General features: G+C 71.1%; 14 protein-coding genes. 6 read left to right on the top strand and 8 right to left on the bottom strand.

Features of this window, described 5'->3' with window-relative positions:
* Positions 1–222: 222 nt before the first annotated feature.
* The 6 genes from HNR25_RS18945 to HNR25_RS18920 all read left to right on the top strand — a co-directional run bounded on the left by HNR25_RS18945 (position 223) and on the right by HNR25_RS18920 (position 5,700).
* Positions 223–1,563: an NtaA/DmoA family FMN-dependent monooxygenase gene (locus tag HNR25_RS18945; RefSeq protein ID WP_184637279.1), complete on the top strand. Its 1,341-nt coding sequence runs from the start codon at positions 223–225 to the stop codon at positions 1,561–1,563.
* Positions 1,564–1,671: 108 nt separating this feature from the next.
* Positions 1,672–1,926, top strand: coding sequence for a flavin reductase family protein (locus HNR25_RS18940; protein WP_345607046.1), 255 nt, complete (start codon positions 1,672–1,674; stop codon positions 1,924–1,926).
* A 306-nt stretch (positions 1,927–2,232) separates the two neighbouring features.
* A complete protein-coding gene (locus HNR25_RS18935; protein ID WP_246463758.1) occupies positions 2,233–3,639 on the top strand; it encodes an MFS transporter in 1,407 nt (468 codons plus the stop codon).
* Positions 3,640–3,784: 145 nt separating this feature from the next.
* Positions 3,785–4,009, top strand: a complete 225-nt coding sequence (locus HNR25_RS18930; protein WP_184637275.1) for an NAD(P)-binding domain-containing protein — start codon at positions 3,785–3,787, stop codon at positions 4,007–4,009.
* Between the two features lie 33 nt (positions 4,010–4,042).
* Positions 4,043–4,735, top strand: coding sequence for a nitroreductase (locus tag HNR25_RS18925; RefSeq protein WP_184637273.1), 693 nt, complete (start codon positions 4,043–4,045; stop codon positions 4,733–4,735).
* A gap of 380 nt (positions 4,736–5,115) precedes the next feature.
* A complete protein-coding gene (locus tag HNR25_RS18920; protein ID WP_184637271.1) occupies positions 5,116–5,700 on the top strand; it encodes a TetR/AcrR family transcriptional regulator in 585 nt (194 codons plus the stop codon).
* Between the two features lie 110 nt (positions 5,701–5,810).
* Here HNR25_RS18920 and HNR25_RS25445 read toward each other — a convergent pair whose 3' ends face one another.
* From HNR25_RS25445 to HNR25_RS18880, 8 genes are all read right to left on the bottom strand, one after another.
* Positions 5,811–6,068: a hypothetical protein gene (locus HNR25_RS25445; RefSeq protein ID WP_221457729.1), complete on the bottom strand. Its 258-nt coding sequence runs from the start codon at positions 6,066–6,068 to the stop codon at positions 5,811–5,813.
* Between the two features lie 432 nt (positions 6,069–6,500).
* On the bottom strand, positions 6,501–7,127 hold the full coding sequence (locus HNR25_RS18910) for a PrgI family protein (protein ID WP_184637269.1): 627 nt from the start codon (positions 7,125–7,127) through the stop codon (positions 6,501–6,503).
* Positions 7,128–7,565: 438 nt separating this feature from the next.
* On the bottom strand, positions 7,566–8,594 hold the full coding sequence (locus HNR25_RS18905; RefSeq protein WP_312862626.1) for a C40 family peptidase: 1,029 nt from the start codon (positions 8,592–8,594) through the stop codon (positions 7,566–7,568).
* A gap of 19 nt (positions 8,595–8,613) precedes the next feature.
* Complete coding sequence (locus HNR25_RS18900; protein ID WP_184637267.1) at positions 8,614–9,429, bottom strand: replication-relaxation family protein; 816 nt, start codon at positions 9,427–9,429, stop codon at positions 8,614–8,616.
* A gap of 55 nt (positions 9,430–9,484) precedes the next feature.
* On the bottom strand, positions 9,485–11,812 hold the full coding sequence (locus HNR25_RS26635; protein ID WP_312862625.1) for a type IV secretory system conjugative DNA transfer family protein: 2,328 nt from the start codon (positions 11,810–11,812) through the stop codon (positions 9,485–9,487).
* Positions 11,809–13,587: a VirB4 family type IV secretion system protein gene (locus tag HNR25_RS18890; RefSeq protein ID WP_184637265.1), complete on the bottom strand. Its 1,779-nt coding sequence runs from the start codon at positions 13,585–13,587 to the stop codon at positions 11,809–11,811. The genes HNR25_RS26635 and HNR25_RS18890 overlap by 4 nt, the downstream gene beginning before the upstream one ends.
* A complete protein-coding gene (locus HNR25_RS18885; protein WP_184637263.1) occupies positions 13,584–14,492 on the bottom strand; it encodes a PrgI family protein in 909 nt (302 codons plus the stop codon). The genes HNR25_RS18890 and HNR25_RS18885 overlap by 4 nt, the downstream gene beginning before the upstream one ends.
* On the bottom strand, positions 14,489–16,255 hold the full coding sequence (locus tag HNR25_RS18880) for a TrbL/VirB6 family protein (protein ID WP_184637261.1): 1,767 nt from the start codon (positions 16,253–16,255) through the stop codon (positions 14,489–14,491). Before HNR25_RS18880 ends, HNR25_RS18885 begins: the two co-directional genes overlap by 4 nt.
* Positions 16,256–16,355 lie beyond the last annotated feature (100 nt).

The raw sequence follows: 16,355 nt of genomic DNA, 5'->3' as shown, positions 1-16,355 counted from the left end.
CTAGCCCGCAGATGCCACCCGGCGCACAGGTCCGGGCCGCCACTCGGCCGGCCCGGCCCCGGAGCCCGCACCCACGGCATCAGTCCGGTTTCCGGCCACCGCACCCTCTCCTCGCGCTTGCGGGTCCTACCCTTTTGACAATTCGGAGGGTGCCTCCGTATTGTCAGTGCAGTGAGTGGAGGCCGACTCCGTTTTTTCATGACCTCGCTTGGAGGAGTACCCATGACAAGTCGGCAGATGGTCCTGGGCATGCAGTTCAGCGGCGGTTACGGGGCAGAACCCGGGGCCTGGCGGCTGCCGGGTGCGAACCTGAACAGCTACACGGACATGGACCAATTCGTGCGTTACGCGCATTCCGCCGAGCGCGGCAAGGTCCAGCTCCTGTTCATCGCGGACACCCCGGTCCTGGACATGGACCTCACCCACCACGCCCCGCGCCAGGCGATCGACCCCATGCTGCTCCTGACCGTCCTCGCGCGTGAGACCGAGCGGATCGGCCTGGTCACCACCGCCTCCACCACTTTCAACGAGCCCTACAACCTCGCCCGCCAGTTCAAGGCCCTGGACGTGATCAGCCACGGCCGGGCTGGCTGGAACGCGGTGACCACCTCCACCCCCGCTGCCGCGGCGAACTTCGGCAGCTCGGTCCCGCCGCGCGCAGAGAAGTACGAGCGTGCCCACGAGGTCATTCAGATCGTGCAGGCACTGTGGGGCAGCTGGGAGAAGGACGCCCTGCTGCTCGATGTCGAGGGCAAGCGGTACGCCGACATGGACAAGATCCAGCCGGTCAACCTGCAGGGCCGCCACGTCGCCTCCCGCGGCCCGCTGCCCATCCCTCCGTCCGAGCAGGGCCAGCCGGTCATCTTCCAGGCGGGCGGCGGCGGTTACGGCCTCGAACTTGCGGGCCGATACGCCAGCGGTGTCTACGCCAACCCGTACACCATCGAAGACGCTCGGGCCCAGCGCGAGGCCCTGCGGGACGCTGCCAAGCGCGCCGGGCGCAATCCGGACGAGGTGAAGATGCTCGCTGGCTTCATGCCGACCATCGCCTCCTCCCGCGAGGCCGCCCTGGAGCGGCGCCGCTTCCTGGACGAGGTCGTCGACCTGCACCAGCGCGTCCGCTACCTCGGCACCATGATCGGCCTCCCGCTCGACCCCGACCAGCTCGACCAACCGCTTATGGCCCAGCAGCTGGCCGACGCCATGCCCAGCCCGCACGACCCGCGCTCTGTCCGCGCCCTCGAAGTGGCCCGGGAAGGCTGGACCTTACGCGACGTGCTCGCCCACGGCGTGATCGACTACCACCCGGTGGTCGCCGGCACCGCCGCCGACGTGGCCGACCACATGCAGGAGTGGTTCGAGGCCGGGGCCTGCGACGGCTTCTCGATCGCCCTCGACGGCTTCCACGACGGCTACGACGCCTTCGTCGACCAGGTCGCCCCGATCCTGCAGGAACGCGGCCTGTTCCACGAGGACTACGAAGGCACCACCCTGCGCGAGAACCTCGGCGCCCACGAGCAGTACGGCCTCGACCTGCGCCTCTCCCAGCAGGCCCGCGCATGACTATCGCGACGCAGCCCGCCATCGCCACGCCGTCCTACACCCGCGAATTCGCAGGCCCTTTCGCCCCGCAATGGCCGCTGCGGCCTCCCCGGTCGCGTAGTCACCGCCATAGACGGCACCACCGTAAGAGCCTTGGCCTCACACTCCCTGACGCTGCCGACGGTGCCAGCCTCGATGGACAACCCCTCCCGGCTCCTTGGGCACGCGCGCCGTACCGGCCGCTTCGGACTCAACATCCTGGGTGTACACCAGGTCGTTCTCGCCACGGCCTTCGCCTGCTCGGGCTTGGAGAAGTTCGACGGCATCGCCTGCTCGGCGATCCCAGGCATCACAGAGGTGGGCGCGGGCGGCCCACGCCCCTGAGCGACCACCAGCCTTCCTTCGCACGCACATCCCGCAGGCCGCCTGACCCCAGGCCGCGCGCCGCCACGGAACCCATCTCCCGCGGCCCGTCATCGGGGCCTACAACAAGGACACTCGACCATGAAACGCTCGTTTGACGAAATGGCCAATATCCCCCCTAGCAGCGACAAAGCGCAGCGCGACCAACCATTCGCACTACCCGCGGAGGACCCCCGCATAGTTCAAGCTCCGCTGATCACCGATCGTGACAACTTCCGTGACGACGAGTCGCCCCGGAGCGGCGCCGCAGTGCCGGTATCGGCCATATTGGCCCGCCCGGGTGCCAGAACTCCCGCAGGCAGTGGGCTCGTCCCCGTCCTCGCCTTCAGCGGCGGCGTCGTCGCCGTCATGCAGACCCTGCTCGTCCCCGTCCTCGTCGACCTCCCGCGGCTGCTGGACACCACGACGTCCAACGCCGCCTGGGTGATCACCGCGACGCTGCTGTCCAGCGCCATCGCCAGCCCGGTCATGGGGCGGCTCGGCGACCTCCACGGCAAGCGCCGCTTCCTCCTCGTCAGCCTCGGGCTGATGGTGCTGGGCTCGCTCATCTCCGGGTTCACCTCGGCCCTCGGGCCGATGGTCGTGGGCCGCGCCGTGCAGGGCTTCGCGTTGGGCGCCGTCCCGCTCGGCATCAGCATCATGCGGGACGAACTGCCGCCTGAACGGCACGGATCTGCGATGGCGCTGATGAGCAGCTCCCTCGGTATCGGCGGCGCCCTCGCCATCCCGCTGGCCGCACTCGTCGCCCAGAACCTCAATTGGCACTGGCTGTTCTTCGGCGCCGCCGCCCTCGGCACGGTGGCCATGGCCGCGATCTTCGCCATCGTCCCCGCGAGCGCGCAACACACTCCCGGCCGCTTCGACGTGATCGGCGCGCTCGGGCTCACCCTCGGGCTCGTCGCCCTACTGCTGCCCATCTCCAAGGGCGACGACTGGGGCTGGGGGAGCGCCACCACGCTGGGGCTCTTCGCCGCCGCCGTCGTGATCTTCCTGCTGTGGGGCTTCTTCGAAGTCCGCATCAAGGACCCGCTGTTGAACCTGCGCACCGCCTCGCGCCGCCAGGTACTCCTGACCAACCTGGCCGCGATCACCGCCGGCCTCGCGTTCTACGCGGTCACGCTCGTCCTGCCGCAGCTGCTGCAGCTGCCCGAGTCCACCGGGTACGGGCTGGGGATGTCCATGACCGTCTCCGGCGTCTGCGCGGCCTCCATGGGCCTCGCGATGATGATTGCCTCCCCGCTCGCCGCCCGGCTGTCGGCCGCGCGCGGGCCGAAGGTCACGCTGATGACGGGGCTCGTGCTGCTTGCCGTCGCCTACCTAGCGGGGACCGGGCTGCTGGGCGCCGTGTGGCAGATCGTGCTTGTCGCCGTGCTCGCGGGCAGCGGCGTCGGCATCGCCTACTCGGCGATGCCCGCTCTCATCCTCGGCGCCGTCGACCCTTCGGAATCGGGCGAGGCCAACGGGCTGAATACACTGATGCGTTCCATCGGCACGTCGACGTCCAGCGCCATCGTCGGCGTCGTCCTCGCGAGCACAACGCAACGCATGGGGACCGTCGAGGTACCCACATTGGACGGCTTTCGCACCTCGTTCCTGATCGCGGCGGGGGCCGCGCTACTGGGCCTCGTCATCGCGGCGTTCCTGCCGGGGCGCATGCAGGGTGACGCGGAGTGACGCGGAGGGCTGCGCCCGAGCTCAGGCTTGGCACAGCGTGAGGGGCGCGTGCTGCCCGCGCGGAGCGAGAGGGCCGTCGGCGCGGTCATCTGAGAGGCGAGTACTTCGAGGAGAACGAAAATGCAGGTCGGCGTCATAAGCACGGGTGCGATGGAGCCGCCTGGCGCGCAAGTTCGGCGCGGCACGTCACGACGTCGCGGCGGCCAACTCCCGCGATCCGTGCACGATCAGCGCCGAGGTGCTGGAGTTCGGCGCTCGCGCCGTGACCGCTACCGACGCCGTTCAGGACAAGGACACGATCGTGCTGTCCATCCCGTTCAGCCGAATCCCCCGACATCGGACAAATCCGTACTCGACCAGGCCTTGGTAATCGACACATCCAAGTAGTTTGAAAGGAAATATTGTGAGCAGTCCCACTTTACCGTTCAGCGAGGCCGTCCGCGCCCGGCGCTCCGCACGGCAATTCCTGCCTACCCCTATGTCCGCAGCAGACATCCGCACCGTGCTGGAGGATGCGCAGACCACCCCATCGAACTGCAATACCCAGCCCTGGACCGTGCACGTTGTCTCCGGTGAGGAACGGGACGCGCTGAGCAAGGAAATCCTCCGAGCCGACGACGAGGGGCGCTCCAGCAGCGATTTCACCTTCGACTATGCCGACTTCGGCCAAGGGGCCTACCTCGAACGCGCCCACCACCACGCAGCATCGCTGTACGAAGCGGCTGGCGTGGAGCGCCACGACAAACCTGGCCGGAAAGCCGTAGTTCGCAGCAATCTCGAATTCTTCGGCGCTCCGCACGTCGCCTTCCTGTTCATGCCCAACTTCGGCGACAACGTCCGCGCCGCCAGCGACATCGGCATGTATGCGCAGACATTCCTGATCTCCCTGACAGCACGCGGATACGACGGCATCCCACAAACGGCCCTCGGCTTCCACGCCGACGTCATCCGCGACTTCCTCGGCGTCCCCGAAGAGCTCAAGCTGCTGTTCGGTATCTCCTTCGGGCTCGCGGATCAGAGCGCGCCGATCAACCAACTCCGCATGGGACGCGTCCCCGTCGAGGAGAACGTGGTCCTGCACGGCATCACCGAATAGGCGCACCGGTGACGGTCGGCGCACGCCCGGCTGCGACCGAATTCGGTCCAATTCGTGCGGCGGGCAGCATGCGAATTGTCGGTCGGTACGAAACGTCGCGCGTAAATGTCCGTGGCGTCGAGTGTCGTCTCGGCGCCACGGGCAACTTCTCAGACAGATGGAAAGCTGCTCGGTGAGCGCTCCGTGCCGTCACATTAGTACTGGGCAGATTTCGCGCGCGCGAATTCGATGACTGCAGACGTCACCTCAAGCACGGAACTCACCCGGGCCCACGCCAATGTCCATGACCTTCAGTCGAACAGCCCAACTGGACGCAACTCCAGCTTTCCTCCTGATAGCATCCGGAGGACACATCCGCTTCAAGTCGATCCGGGAGGACGATGGCGGACAAGCAGGAGCGCAAGCCCCGAGCCGACGTCCAGCGCAACCGCGCCGCGCTGCTGGACGCGGCGCAGCGGCACTTCCTCGCCCACGGCATCGGCACCTCGCTCGAGGCCGTGGCCAAGGACGCCGGTGTCGGCCCCGGCACCCTCTACCGCCACTTCCCCACCCGCGAAGCTCTGCTGGCAGCCGTACTGCAGACACGATCCGCCGAGCTGGAACAACGCCGCGCCGACATCGACCAAATCGACGCCCCCGCCGAGGCACTGCGACAATGGCTACAGGCCATGGAGGACTACTTCAGCTCCTTCAACGGCCTACCCGAACCACTCATGGCCGCCGCCAGAGCACAGGACGCGGACAACCCGCTCACCCTCCCCTGCCACATCCTCATCGAGGCCACCGACCAGTACGTCCAAGCCGCCCAGCAAGCTGGGCACGTGCGAGCCGGGGTGACGGGATACGACCTGTTCCTTGCTGCCGTATCCGTAGCCTGGACCATGAGCGCGGCCGATCTCGACACCGAGTCGCTCAGCCGTCTCCGCGCCCTCATCGAATCGGGATACCGCGAACCAACCGAGTAACCGGTCCACCCAGGCCAAACTTTTAACCTTCTCCTGCTTCGTGCTGCGCGAGTTCTCGCACGTCGGTTCACAGCAGAGTTTTTAGTTGAGACGAACCGCCGCGGGCGTCATCATCGTAGGCGTTGTTGGGGGGCGATTCGCCGGTATGTTTTCCACATACCGGCGAATCGCCCTTCGTCTTGGTTGAGTAAGCACTGTGGAAGGGTGGCGACGGGGCGGTTCTCGGCCGCATCGTGTTCAGCTTCGATATGCTCGAGTTCGGCCGCTCCGGCGCGCAGGACTGTATTGGCCCTGTCGATGTCGAAGTCCTTCTCCCGCTTTCCGATGACGATGGTGGCCACGGCGTTGCCGAGGACGTTGATGAACACGCGGCCTCGTTGAGGATGCGATCCGTCCCGACGATGAGCGCGAGAGCGGCGAGTGCATGTGGCCGGCGGCGGTGATGGTGCTGGCCAGTAGGATGAACGTGCCACCGGCGATTCCGACGGTGCCCTTGCTGGTCAGCATCATGACCCCGACCATGACCAGCTACTGCTGCCAGGACAGGTCGATGCCCAGCGCCTGAACCAGAAGCAGAGACGCCGCGGACCTCCTTGCCGAATTCCAGCGGCTTTCGTTCTCTTAAACCTGCGATGTTCAGATCTGTGCCCCGCCAACATAGGTGTCTTCGCCCAGATCGGCATCGGGCGAGGACACCTGTTGTCGCGACTGTTCTTGCGACGTTTCCTAGCTGATCGTGACTCCGACGGCGTCGAGGATCGTGTAGACCGCCAGCAATCCGATGGCGATGCTGCTGATGGTCAGGAGGGTGTTGAACGTGGTGCCGCCGTGCAGGCGTCGGGTGCCGCGGCATCGAGGGCGGCAACCAGGGGGGCCAGCCGTACCGATTCGGCCCGCACCAGGATCTGCACCGGGGTGGCGAGGGAGTTGAGGTAGGAGGCGAACCCGGCCACCAGGGCGGCGCGTTCTTCCTCAGTGCGCAGCCCGACGTTGACCGTCGAGCAGTCGAGGATGAGGGCGGCGCCGTGCTCGCCCAGGTCAATGACGCCGTCGTCGCCGATCGCCTCCACCGGCATCCAAGGGTGCGGGTAGCGGCCCGGGGCGGGCACTGATCCAGGAGGGCACCTCGGCGGCGGCAGGGGCGGTGGTCGAGCGCCGCTTGGGGAGCGCAGGGAGCACAGCGCGGCCACCAGGAGGCGGTCGAGGCTGAGTCCGTCGCGGCGCACTAGGGCGGCGGCCACCGCAGCGCCCATCACCGGCACCGCGACCGCCCCCACCACCGGGAGCGGAACGAGATCGCCCACCGCGCTCCACAGCCCCCATAGGGCCAGGGCGGGGGTGGCGATGATCAGCAGTTGGCGCGCGGTCAGGTTGGCCAGCAGGGTGTCCTCGCGCTCGATGTCGGCGGGCATGCGTGCACGCACCATCAGTCGTCTCCTGCTTCGTTGTTTGGGCGGCGGCTAGCTAGCCCGGAACAGTCGAAGGCTTCGGGCCCGGCGCCGCCGCACTGGTAAGGCGTGCCGAGCTGGTACCAGGCCCCAGTCAACGGCGGCCTGTTCGGAGTTGCTGCCGCCTTCGGCCGTAGGCCCGACGGGCAGGCGATCGTGGTGGTCGATCCCCGTCATGCCCTCATCGACGTATCACTCGGCGGGTTCGGCGCGGGGCGCCGTAAAGCGGTCCACGAGAATTCGAATCAGCATTTACAAGAAAACTATAAGAATACCACGAAACACTTGACTTGCATTCGCATCGCCTGTGAAATAGCAGTTTGCCCAACGACTCACCTCGCGCCCGCCCGACTTACGGGAGCTCAATCGCTTTAGTTCTTGACCCGCTTGTTTGTTTCGTTGTAGAGTTTTTCATTATTAAGTCTGTTTCTGCGGCCGGACCGCCCCCATGTACCGGTTGGCATACACCGGCGATTCGACCGGCTGCACGCGCACGGTCTGGCCGGTGGAGGGGGCGTTGATCATCTCGCCGTCGCCCGCGTACATCGTCACGTGAGTGGGCGCGGCTCCGGGGGCGCCGAGGTCGTAGAACAGCAGGTCGCCCGGGGCCAGTTCGGTGCGCTCCACCCAGGTGCCGGCGGTGTATTGGTCGGTGGTCACCCGGGGGATGTCGACGCCGGCGGCCTGCCAGGCGCGCATGACCAGCCCGGAGCAGTCGAACCCGTCGGGCCCGGTCCCGCCCCACACGTAGGGTTTGCCGACCTGGTCCATCGCCCACGCCACAGCCGTCTGGCCCCGGTCGCCGCCCGGTTGTTCGCCGAGGTCGGGGGCCCGTTGGTCGAAGCGGTCGATGGCGGCGAGGACGTCGTCGACGTACTCGTCGCTGTGGTTGTAGCGGTACAGCGCCTCGGCCAACTGCGTGCGGTCGGTGAAGTCGGTTCCGCCCGCGCCGGCGCTGAAGCACAGTTCCCGGCCGGAGGCCAGGGCGGAGTCGTCGGCGTTGTGCGGGTCTTCGATGCCGTCGTCGTTGCCGTCGGCGCCGTAGTCGTCCCATCCGGAGGGCAGATGCTGGTTGGGGCCCACGGCGCGGTCGTATTCGGTGTCGTGGTCCCACTTTCCGTTGTCGGTGTCGTAGTGGGGTGTGGTGTTGCCGCCGGCACCGGAGCCGTCCAGGCGGGGGCCGATGACCGGTGGGGTGACGTCGCCGTCGGGGGCGATGTCGTGGCCGGCGGCCAGGTCGGATTCGACATGGCCGATGCCGGCGAGGATCTGCCAGCGCATCCCCGGGCAGTCGCCGGCGGCGGCGGTGGTGTAGGCCTGCAGCAGCCGGTCGCCGATGCCGTCGACGTGGGCGGGTGCGGTGGTGGAGCTGCCGGTGGCGAGTGCTCCCAGTAGGACGGGCAGGGCGATGAGGGCGGTGACGGCGGCGATGAGGAGTTTGAGCACCGGCGGGCCTCCCGGGTGGTCAGTCCAGGCGGGTGAGGCTGCGGCGGGGCCCCTGGTGGGTGGGGCGCCAGACGGGTTCGGCCGGTCCGCACTCGGTGAGGTGGGCGGTGGTGGTGATCCGCACCGGCACGTCGGGGGCGTGTTCTGCGGCGAGTCGGGTGGCGAGGTTGGTTTCGCGGGCGGGGGAGGTGGTGGTGATCAGGACCGGTGTGGTGATGCGGGTGGCTGCGGCCAGGCGCTGGTAGCCGGCGAGTTTCGCGGCCACCCGGTCGAGGGGTTCGGTTCCGGTGTCGTGTTCGAGGAACGCGTCGAGGAGACCGGTGGGGTGGCGGTAGCGCAGGAAGGCGTCGGGGCGCACGTGGGCGCCCCACTCTTGGGCGCAGCGGGCTTCGTCCCACCAGATCTCCAGGGTGTGGCCCTGGTGGTGGCGGGCGGTGAGGGTGGTGGCGACCAGGGTGTCGCGCAGGCCGATGTGGTGGTGCAGGCGGGCGGAGTGGGCCAGGTCGAGGGCGCGTTCGGCCCGCGGTGCCAGCTCGGCGACGGGCTCCTCGCGGTGGCGGGCCAGCAGGTGGGCCCCGGCGGGGGCGAGCACCCAGCACCAGGGGGCGGAGCCGGTGGCGGCGTGGGGGCGGAAGCGTTCCAGGACGCCGATGCGGTGCAGGGTGAGCAGGCGGGTGCGGGCCCGCCTGGAGGTGCGCGTGGTGAAGAACAGGGCGGCGACCTGGTGGGTGGTCAGCAGCCGGTGGGTGTGCAGGGTGTCGAGGAGGGTGTAGTCGCGGGGGGTGAGGCGGGTGGCCAGCTCGGCGAGCAGGCCCGGGCTCAACCGCGGCGGCACCGGCGTCGCCTCCTTTCGCTATCGGGCGGAATCCGTGCCGGTCTGGGGAGTTCAGTCAGGATCGGGTGCGGATGTCGGAGGCCGTCGTCCCGTCGGCGGCGGTGGCCGAGGCGGGTGCGTAGTGGCGGGCGGATTTGCGCACCGCGGTGGCCCGGCCGGTAACGGGCGGGGGCAGGGGGCGGGTGCGCAGGGTATGCACGGGGCGTTCGGTGGTGCCCACCAGCAGGCGGGCCGCGGCCTGGTATTCGCCGAGGTGGGTGAGGTCGTGGGTGCCCAGCCCGGGCAGGGTGTGGGCCTCCAGCCCGGCGGCGTCCTCGGGTGAGCAGGTGAAGAAGACTTTGGAGCGGGCGTTGGCGGCCAGGGCCTTGCGCAGCTCGGCGGGGAGCTGGCCGAGTTCCTGGTGGGCCAGGGTCATGGACAGGCGGTAGCCGCGGGCTTCGGCGAGCATGTCGGCCAGCGAGCCGGGTTGCAGCAGGAAGTTGTGGGCTTCGTCGATGTAGGCGGCCACGTCGGCGCGGTCCTGTTCGGGGCGGTGGATGCGGGCGGTGACGGCCTGCCAGGTGGCGGCCAGCCCCAGCGCCCCGATCAGGGAGCTGGTGTCTTCGCCGAGGGCGCCTTTGGGCAGGCGCATCAGCACCAGGGTGCCGGTGTCGAAGGCGCGGCCGAGGTCGACGGTGGAGGGGCCGGATGCGATGACCCGGCGCACCCAGGGCCGTAGCAGGGCGGTGCGGAGTTTGTTGAGGACCGGTCCGGTGGCCGCGGCCCGGGCGCCGGTGGAGAGTTGCTCGTACCAGTCCCAGAATCCGGCCAGTACCTCGTCGCGCACCCGGCCGGTGATGCGGTGGCGATAGCTCTGGTCGGTGAGCAGCCGCGGCACCTCGCCCAGGGTCAGTGTCGGGTCGCCGGTGCGGGCCAGGGTGAGGGTGGCGGCGCGCAGGATGTCGTCGGTGCGCGGGCCCCAGGAGTGGGCGTAGATGCGGCGGAAGATGCCCACCGTGGTGTCGGAGACGAAGTCCGCGTCGGCGCCCTGCAGCAGGTTGAGGCGCGGGGGCGGGGCGTTGTCGTCGGGGTCGAACAGCACCACGTTGCCGACGGCCTCTTGGGGTAGGCGGGCGAGGATGTCGGCGACCAGGTCGCCGCGGGGGTCGATGACCAGTCCGGCGCGCCCGGCGGCGGCGTCTTGGAGGGCGAGGTTGGCCAGCAGGGTGGATTTGCCTTTGCCGGTGGCGCCGATGATGTGGGTGTGCTGGCGCGCCTCGACCGCCCCGAGGGCGACGGGGCGGTGCGGGCCGGCGTCGGCATCGCCCAGCACCCGGGCCTGGTGGTTGGTGCCGGTGGGGATGGCCGGGGTCGGGGGGATGCTGCGGGCTCCGGCTCGGGCGAGGCCGGGCACGGCCGCGTCCAGGGGCAGGTGGGCCAGGGCGGCCAGTTCCGCGGTGCTGAGGAGGTAGCCGCGGGCAAGGTAGCGGTGGCGTGCCCACACCCGGGGTGCCCACATGCGCCCGGTCAGCCGGCCGCGGCGCAGGTGGTTGGTGCCGGAATAGACGGCCAGCGCGCCGGCTACGGCTTGGGCGCGGCCGCGCAGGTGTTCGCGGGCCTGGGGTTCGGTGCGGGTGGTGGCCAGGTGGTAGGAGATCTGGCAGGCCAGTCGGGGTGATTGGGCTTTGGTGAGGATGGCGCGGACGTTGTCGCTCGCGTCGGGCGGCGGGGTGCTGCGGCCCCTCCGGTCGGCGGTGAGGGCCTCGGCCCACACGGTGGTGTGGGTGCCGCGCAGGCGGGCGGCGGCGTGGCGGGCGCGGGCCAGGCGGGTTCCGGTGGCGGGGCGGGCGCTGATGCGCACACTGGCGTAGGTGCCGGGTTCCAGGGCGGAGAGGGCGCCGAGGAGTCCGCGCAGCGGGTCCTCGCTGAAGCGGGTGCGCAGGGGGTATTCGTCGCCGCGGGCCAGGCGCATCCACCCGCCCGTGACCGTGTGGCTGTCGGGGACAGCGGGTTCGGCGAGGCGGGTGGCGGTGGTGGCGCCGGGCCAGGCGGAGGCGGCGGCGCGGGCCACCAGGCCGGGCGGCAGGCTCCCGGGCACCCAGATGCGGATGTGGATGCCGCCGGGTGCGGCGGTGTATTCCCAGGCGAGGTGGGGCTGGGTGAGCAGTCGGGACCAGCGGGGCCGCAGCAGGCCGGGCATCTGGGCCCAGAACGCTTCGGCGCCTTCCTGGCTCGCCTCGGGTGGCGGGAAGATCTCCACGAGGCGGGCGCCGCGTGCGGCCAGCCGGTAGCGGACCCAGCGCACGAGGGGGACCGCGGCCGCACAGGTCAGCACGGTCGCGCCCACCAGCCACGCCGCGGGTGCGGCGAGGGCGGCCACGGTAGCGATCGCGGAAACGGTCACGGGGTCTCCTCTCCCCCGGCGTCGGCGTGCTCGGCCGGGCTCGTGGTCAGCAGCGCGTGCTCCCGGGGTGAGGCCAAGGGATGGACGCCCACGCGCTGGTGGCCGGCCAGCAGCAGCGCGTCGCCGCGCTGGGCTGCGGCCGCGGTCTGGCGCTCGCCTTGGGAGAGTTGGAAGGCCGACGTGACGGCTTCCAGGTTCTGCGGGGCTTGGCGCAGCAGCACCTGGGTGGCGGCGTTGGCGGCCACGGCGCGGCCGGTGTCGGTGGCCAGCACGTCGCCCACGTCCTGGGTGATCAGGGTGAGCCCGGCCCAGTGCTTGCGGGCGGCTTTGGCCATGCGCTGCAGGTAGGTCGCGGCGACCGGGTTCTGCAGCAGCAGCCAAGCCTCGTCCACCGTGACCAGGCGCGGGCGCGGCGCCGCGGCTTCGGTGATGCGGCGCCAGAGCCGGTCGAGCACCAGCAGCATGCCGACGTCGGCGGCCTCGGCGGGCAGGTGGCGCAGCGAGTAGACGATGAGGTGGCCGTCGAGTCCGGTGCTGGTGGGGCCGTCGAACAGGGGCTGGTAGGCGCCGTGGGTGTAGGGGCGGAGCCGGTCGGCCAGCCGGTGGGCCTCGGGTTCCTCCTGCGCGCCCAGCACGTGGGCGAGGTCGGCCAGTACCGGCGGGGTGCGGTTCCAGGTGCGGGTGTCGGCGGTGATGCCGGCCTGGGCGTAGGCGGCGAGGATGGCCTTGTCCAGTGCGGCGGCGGTGGTGGCGTCGAGTTCGCCGACCATGGTGGCGATGAGGGTGTGGATGAACAGGGCCCGGCGCATCAACCCCGGCCCCTGCCCGTCGCCGGCGTCGGTGTCGGCTTGGGTGTCGGGGGTGGGTAGGTCGAAGGGGTTGATGCGCCCGGCCGGGGTGCCCACCGCCACCCGGGTTCCGCCCACAGAGGCGGCCAGGGCGGCGTATTCGTCTTCGGGGTCGATGACGGCGGCCTCGATTCCGGTCGTCAACGACCGCAGGAGTTCGAGCTTGGCCAGATACGACTTTCCGGCCCCGGAGCGGGCGAGGACGACCATGTTGTGGTTGTCGATGCCGGGGGCGAAGCGGTCCCACAGCACCAGCCCGGCCGAGTGGGTGTTGGTGCCCCACACCACGCTGGTTTCGCCCAGCCCGGCGGTGTCCAGGTCGGGGGAGGTGAAGGGCAGCAGGGCGGCCACGGCGTCGGTGTCCATCGTGCGGGCCGAGGCCAGCGTGTCGGTGGCCAGCGGCAGGGTCGCGATCCAGCCGTGCAGGGGCCGGAAGGTGGCCGGGGCGGTGTCGATCAGCAGGCTGGCCGACAGCGCCTGCAGGTGGGCGATCTCCTCGGCCAGTTCGGTCTCGGTGTCGGCGTAGACGGTGATGTACAGCCCCAGGCGGAACAGGCGCCGGCCGGTGGCCAGGCGCTGGGCCAGCCCGGCCGCGTCCTCGGCGGCGGTGCCGGCCTGGGGGTCCTCGACGCGGCCGCGCGCCGCGTCGTGGCGCCAGGTGGATTCCAGGCGGGCGCGGCGTCGCCGCAGCCGGTGGGCCGCCACGTCCGGCGGGACGGGGGTGATGTGGGCGGCGATGTCGCAGCGGCCCGGATAGGCCAGCAGCGGTTCGGCCCAGCCGGCGGTGACGTCGCGCGGGTAGCCGGTGACGATCAGAGTCTGGCACCACGTGTCCTCGATCAGCAGTCGGCGCGGCCCGGCCTCGACGGCGGGCCCGCCCAGTCGGGTGGAGCCGGTGGGGCGCATCAGGCGCGGCAGCAGCCTCATGCCGGGCGGTCTCCCTCCTCCTCGTCGTCGGGTGCGGCGGTGGTGGGGGCCGGGTGCAGGCAGGCGTGCAGGTGGTCCCAGGCCTGGTCGCCGTCACAGACGCGGGCGCGCAGCCCGAGCGCCTGGAGTTGGGTGGCCACGTCCTCGGCGCGTTCGCCCAGCGCGCTGGTGGGGCCGGTGGTGGTCAGCACCAACAGCAGGCGGCGCTGCAGCAGCGTGCGTCCGGCCTGCAGCTCGGCGAGCCAGGCCGCGTGGTCATAGGCCGCCTGTTCCAGGTCGGGGTGGGCCAAGGCGGGGGCGCGCTGCTGCAGCAGGTCGGTGAGCGGGGACAGGTCGTGGCCCACGGCGCGCACCAGGATCTGGGCGGGCTCGGCCAGGGTGTGCAGGACGCCGGCCATCGCGCCGATCGCGGTGTCCTGTTCCCCGGAGGCGGCCAGGGCGAGGTTGAGGGTGGAGCACTCCACCAGCACCGCGCGGCGCTCCCCCAACTCGATGACGCCGTCGTCGGCGACGGCCCGGGCCGGCAGCCGCAGCGGCGCCAGGGCGGGTTCGCGCCCGGTGGGCGGGGCCCAGGGCGGCAGGCCGGGGAGACCGTCGGGGGCGCCGACGCGGCGTTTGGGAGCCCGTAGCCAGGCGAGGCCGGCCCAGGCGAAGGCGTCCAGGCTCATGGCGTCGCGGCGCCCGGCCACCACCGCCACCCCGGCGCCCACCAGCGGGGCCAGGATCAGGCCGATGGCCCACAGCGGCAGATGGCCGCGCAGCCCGACCACGCCCGCCCAGGCGGCGGCCGCCAGCGGGGCCAGCAGCAGGAGTTGGCGCGGGGTGAGTCCGGCGATGACGGGGTCGGGCCGGTCGATGTCGGCGGGGATCTGGGCCCGCCACCGGCCGTGGGTGTCACTGCTCATGCGTCATCGTCCTTTCGGCGGTTCGGCCGCCGGGGCGCCTGCGGGCGCGGACGGGCCGCCGACGGGTCGGCTCGGCTGCGGCGCGGGGATTGCGGTTGCGCCGACGTGGCCGAGGGTGGGGTGCGTGGCGTCGGGAACAGGGCTCGTTGGCCGCGGCCCGGTTGGGCGGGTTGTTGTTCGGGCGGATCCGGCGCAACGTCGCCCCACCGCTGGGTGGTCCGGCGGCGCGCCCCGCGCGGGGCGGGCGGGGGTTCGGCCACGCGGGGCCGATGCGGCCGCACGCTGGGGGCAGGCCGGGGTGCGGGGAACAGCGCCTGCTGGCCCGGCCCCGGCTGCGGCGGTTCCTCCGGGCCGCTGCGGGGGGCTGGGGCCTCCCCCTGGCGCTGGGTGGTGCGGCGGCCGGGCACCCGGGTGGGCGGCGGGGTGGGCAGCACCCCTTGGCGCCAGCGCCGCGGGCGGGCGAACAGCGGAAGCTGCACGCCATCGCGGCCCTGATTGGTCGGAGCGGGATCGGGTGACGCCATCGTGCCTCCGTTCGGACGGGTAGGCGGGCCGACCTCGCCCCCGGTACTGCCGCTCGGGCGGGTCCCGGAGGTGCGGCGGCTTCCAAGGGCCGGGCGCGGTGGAGCACCGGCCGCCGTGGAGCGGGCGTCTTCCTCGCCTCGGTGCGAGGCGGCGTGCGACTGCGGGGACCCGACCTGGGACGGGGAGCGCAAGCGCCGGACACGGGTCCCACCCGGCCCGCCGCTGCCGGAGGGCCGCCCCGCGGCACCGGCCGCACCGGACCCGCGCCGCGGGCCGGAACGTCCCGCCGCCGCAGCCGACCCGCCCCCGCTGCCGGAGGAGGCCGCCGCGCTCGAACCGCGGCCCAGACTCGGCAGCACCCTGCGGAACACCAGCGCCATCACCGCGGTGCGCACCGCCGCCGCCAGCGGCGAGGAACCCACGTTGTTCTGCCAGACCAGCCGCATGATCCAGAACGGCACCCGCAGCTGGATGTAGAGCACCGTCAACAGCAGCGAGACGCTGACCAGCCAGTCCTCGCTGCTTTCGTCGATGACGTGGGTCTCGCCTTGGAAGGCCACCCGCATCAGCGTCGAGAACGCCAGGCTCTGGGCGACGGGCATGGCCAGCACCCCGGCCATGCTCCGCCACCACAGCGCCGCCAGGCGCTGGGTGTAGGGCAGGGCGTGAAACGCCAACAGCAGGGGTGCGGCCACGACCAGCGTGATCGTCATGGCGATGCGCACCGCCTCCATGACGCACCACACCACCAGCAGCACGATCACGACCACGAGCATCAAGACGATGAACACGGTCGCGTCGACCAGTAGCGTGTCCAGGCGCTTCTGGAACCGTGTGGCGGCCCGGCCCGCGTCGATGCCCATGGCCGCGACGCCGGCCGCGATGCCGTTGGACCCGGCGATCATCTCCCGGGAGATCCACAGCGACGCGTGGGCGGCCACGAATCCGATTACCAGGCGCGGCAGGATCTCGCGCGCCGAGTAGCGCTGCTGCAGGCTCTCGTGGCTCATCACCGCCACGCCCCCGGCCAGCACCGCCAGCAGGTAGAGCACGGTGGTGGTCTGCAGCATCTGCTCCCACAGCGACACGACGCCGCCGCCGGGTGCGGGCGTGTGGAAGGCGCGTGCCCCCAGCCAGCCCATCAGCGGTTCCAGCGCCCCCGTCACCAGGTCGTAGAACCAGTTGGAGACATGGCAGCTCACCTCGAGCGCGCCGCAGTCGGCCAGCTCCGCGGGCACGTCCCCCTCCGCGGCCCCGCCTCCCCCGCCGGTTCCGGCGTCCTCCTCCGGCGGCGGTGGCCCCGGGGACGGTTCGGGTTCGGGGCTCCGGCTCGGGGAC

Source organism: Streptomonospora salina, assembly GCF_014204715.1.
Lineage (GTDB): Bacteria > Actinomycetota > Actinomycetes > Streptosporangiales > Streptosporangiaceae > Streptomonospora > Streptomonospora salina.
This window is presented reverse-complemented; position numbering and strand designations above follow the sequence as displayed.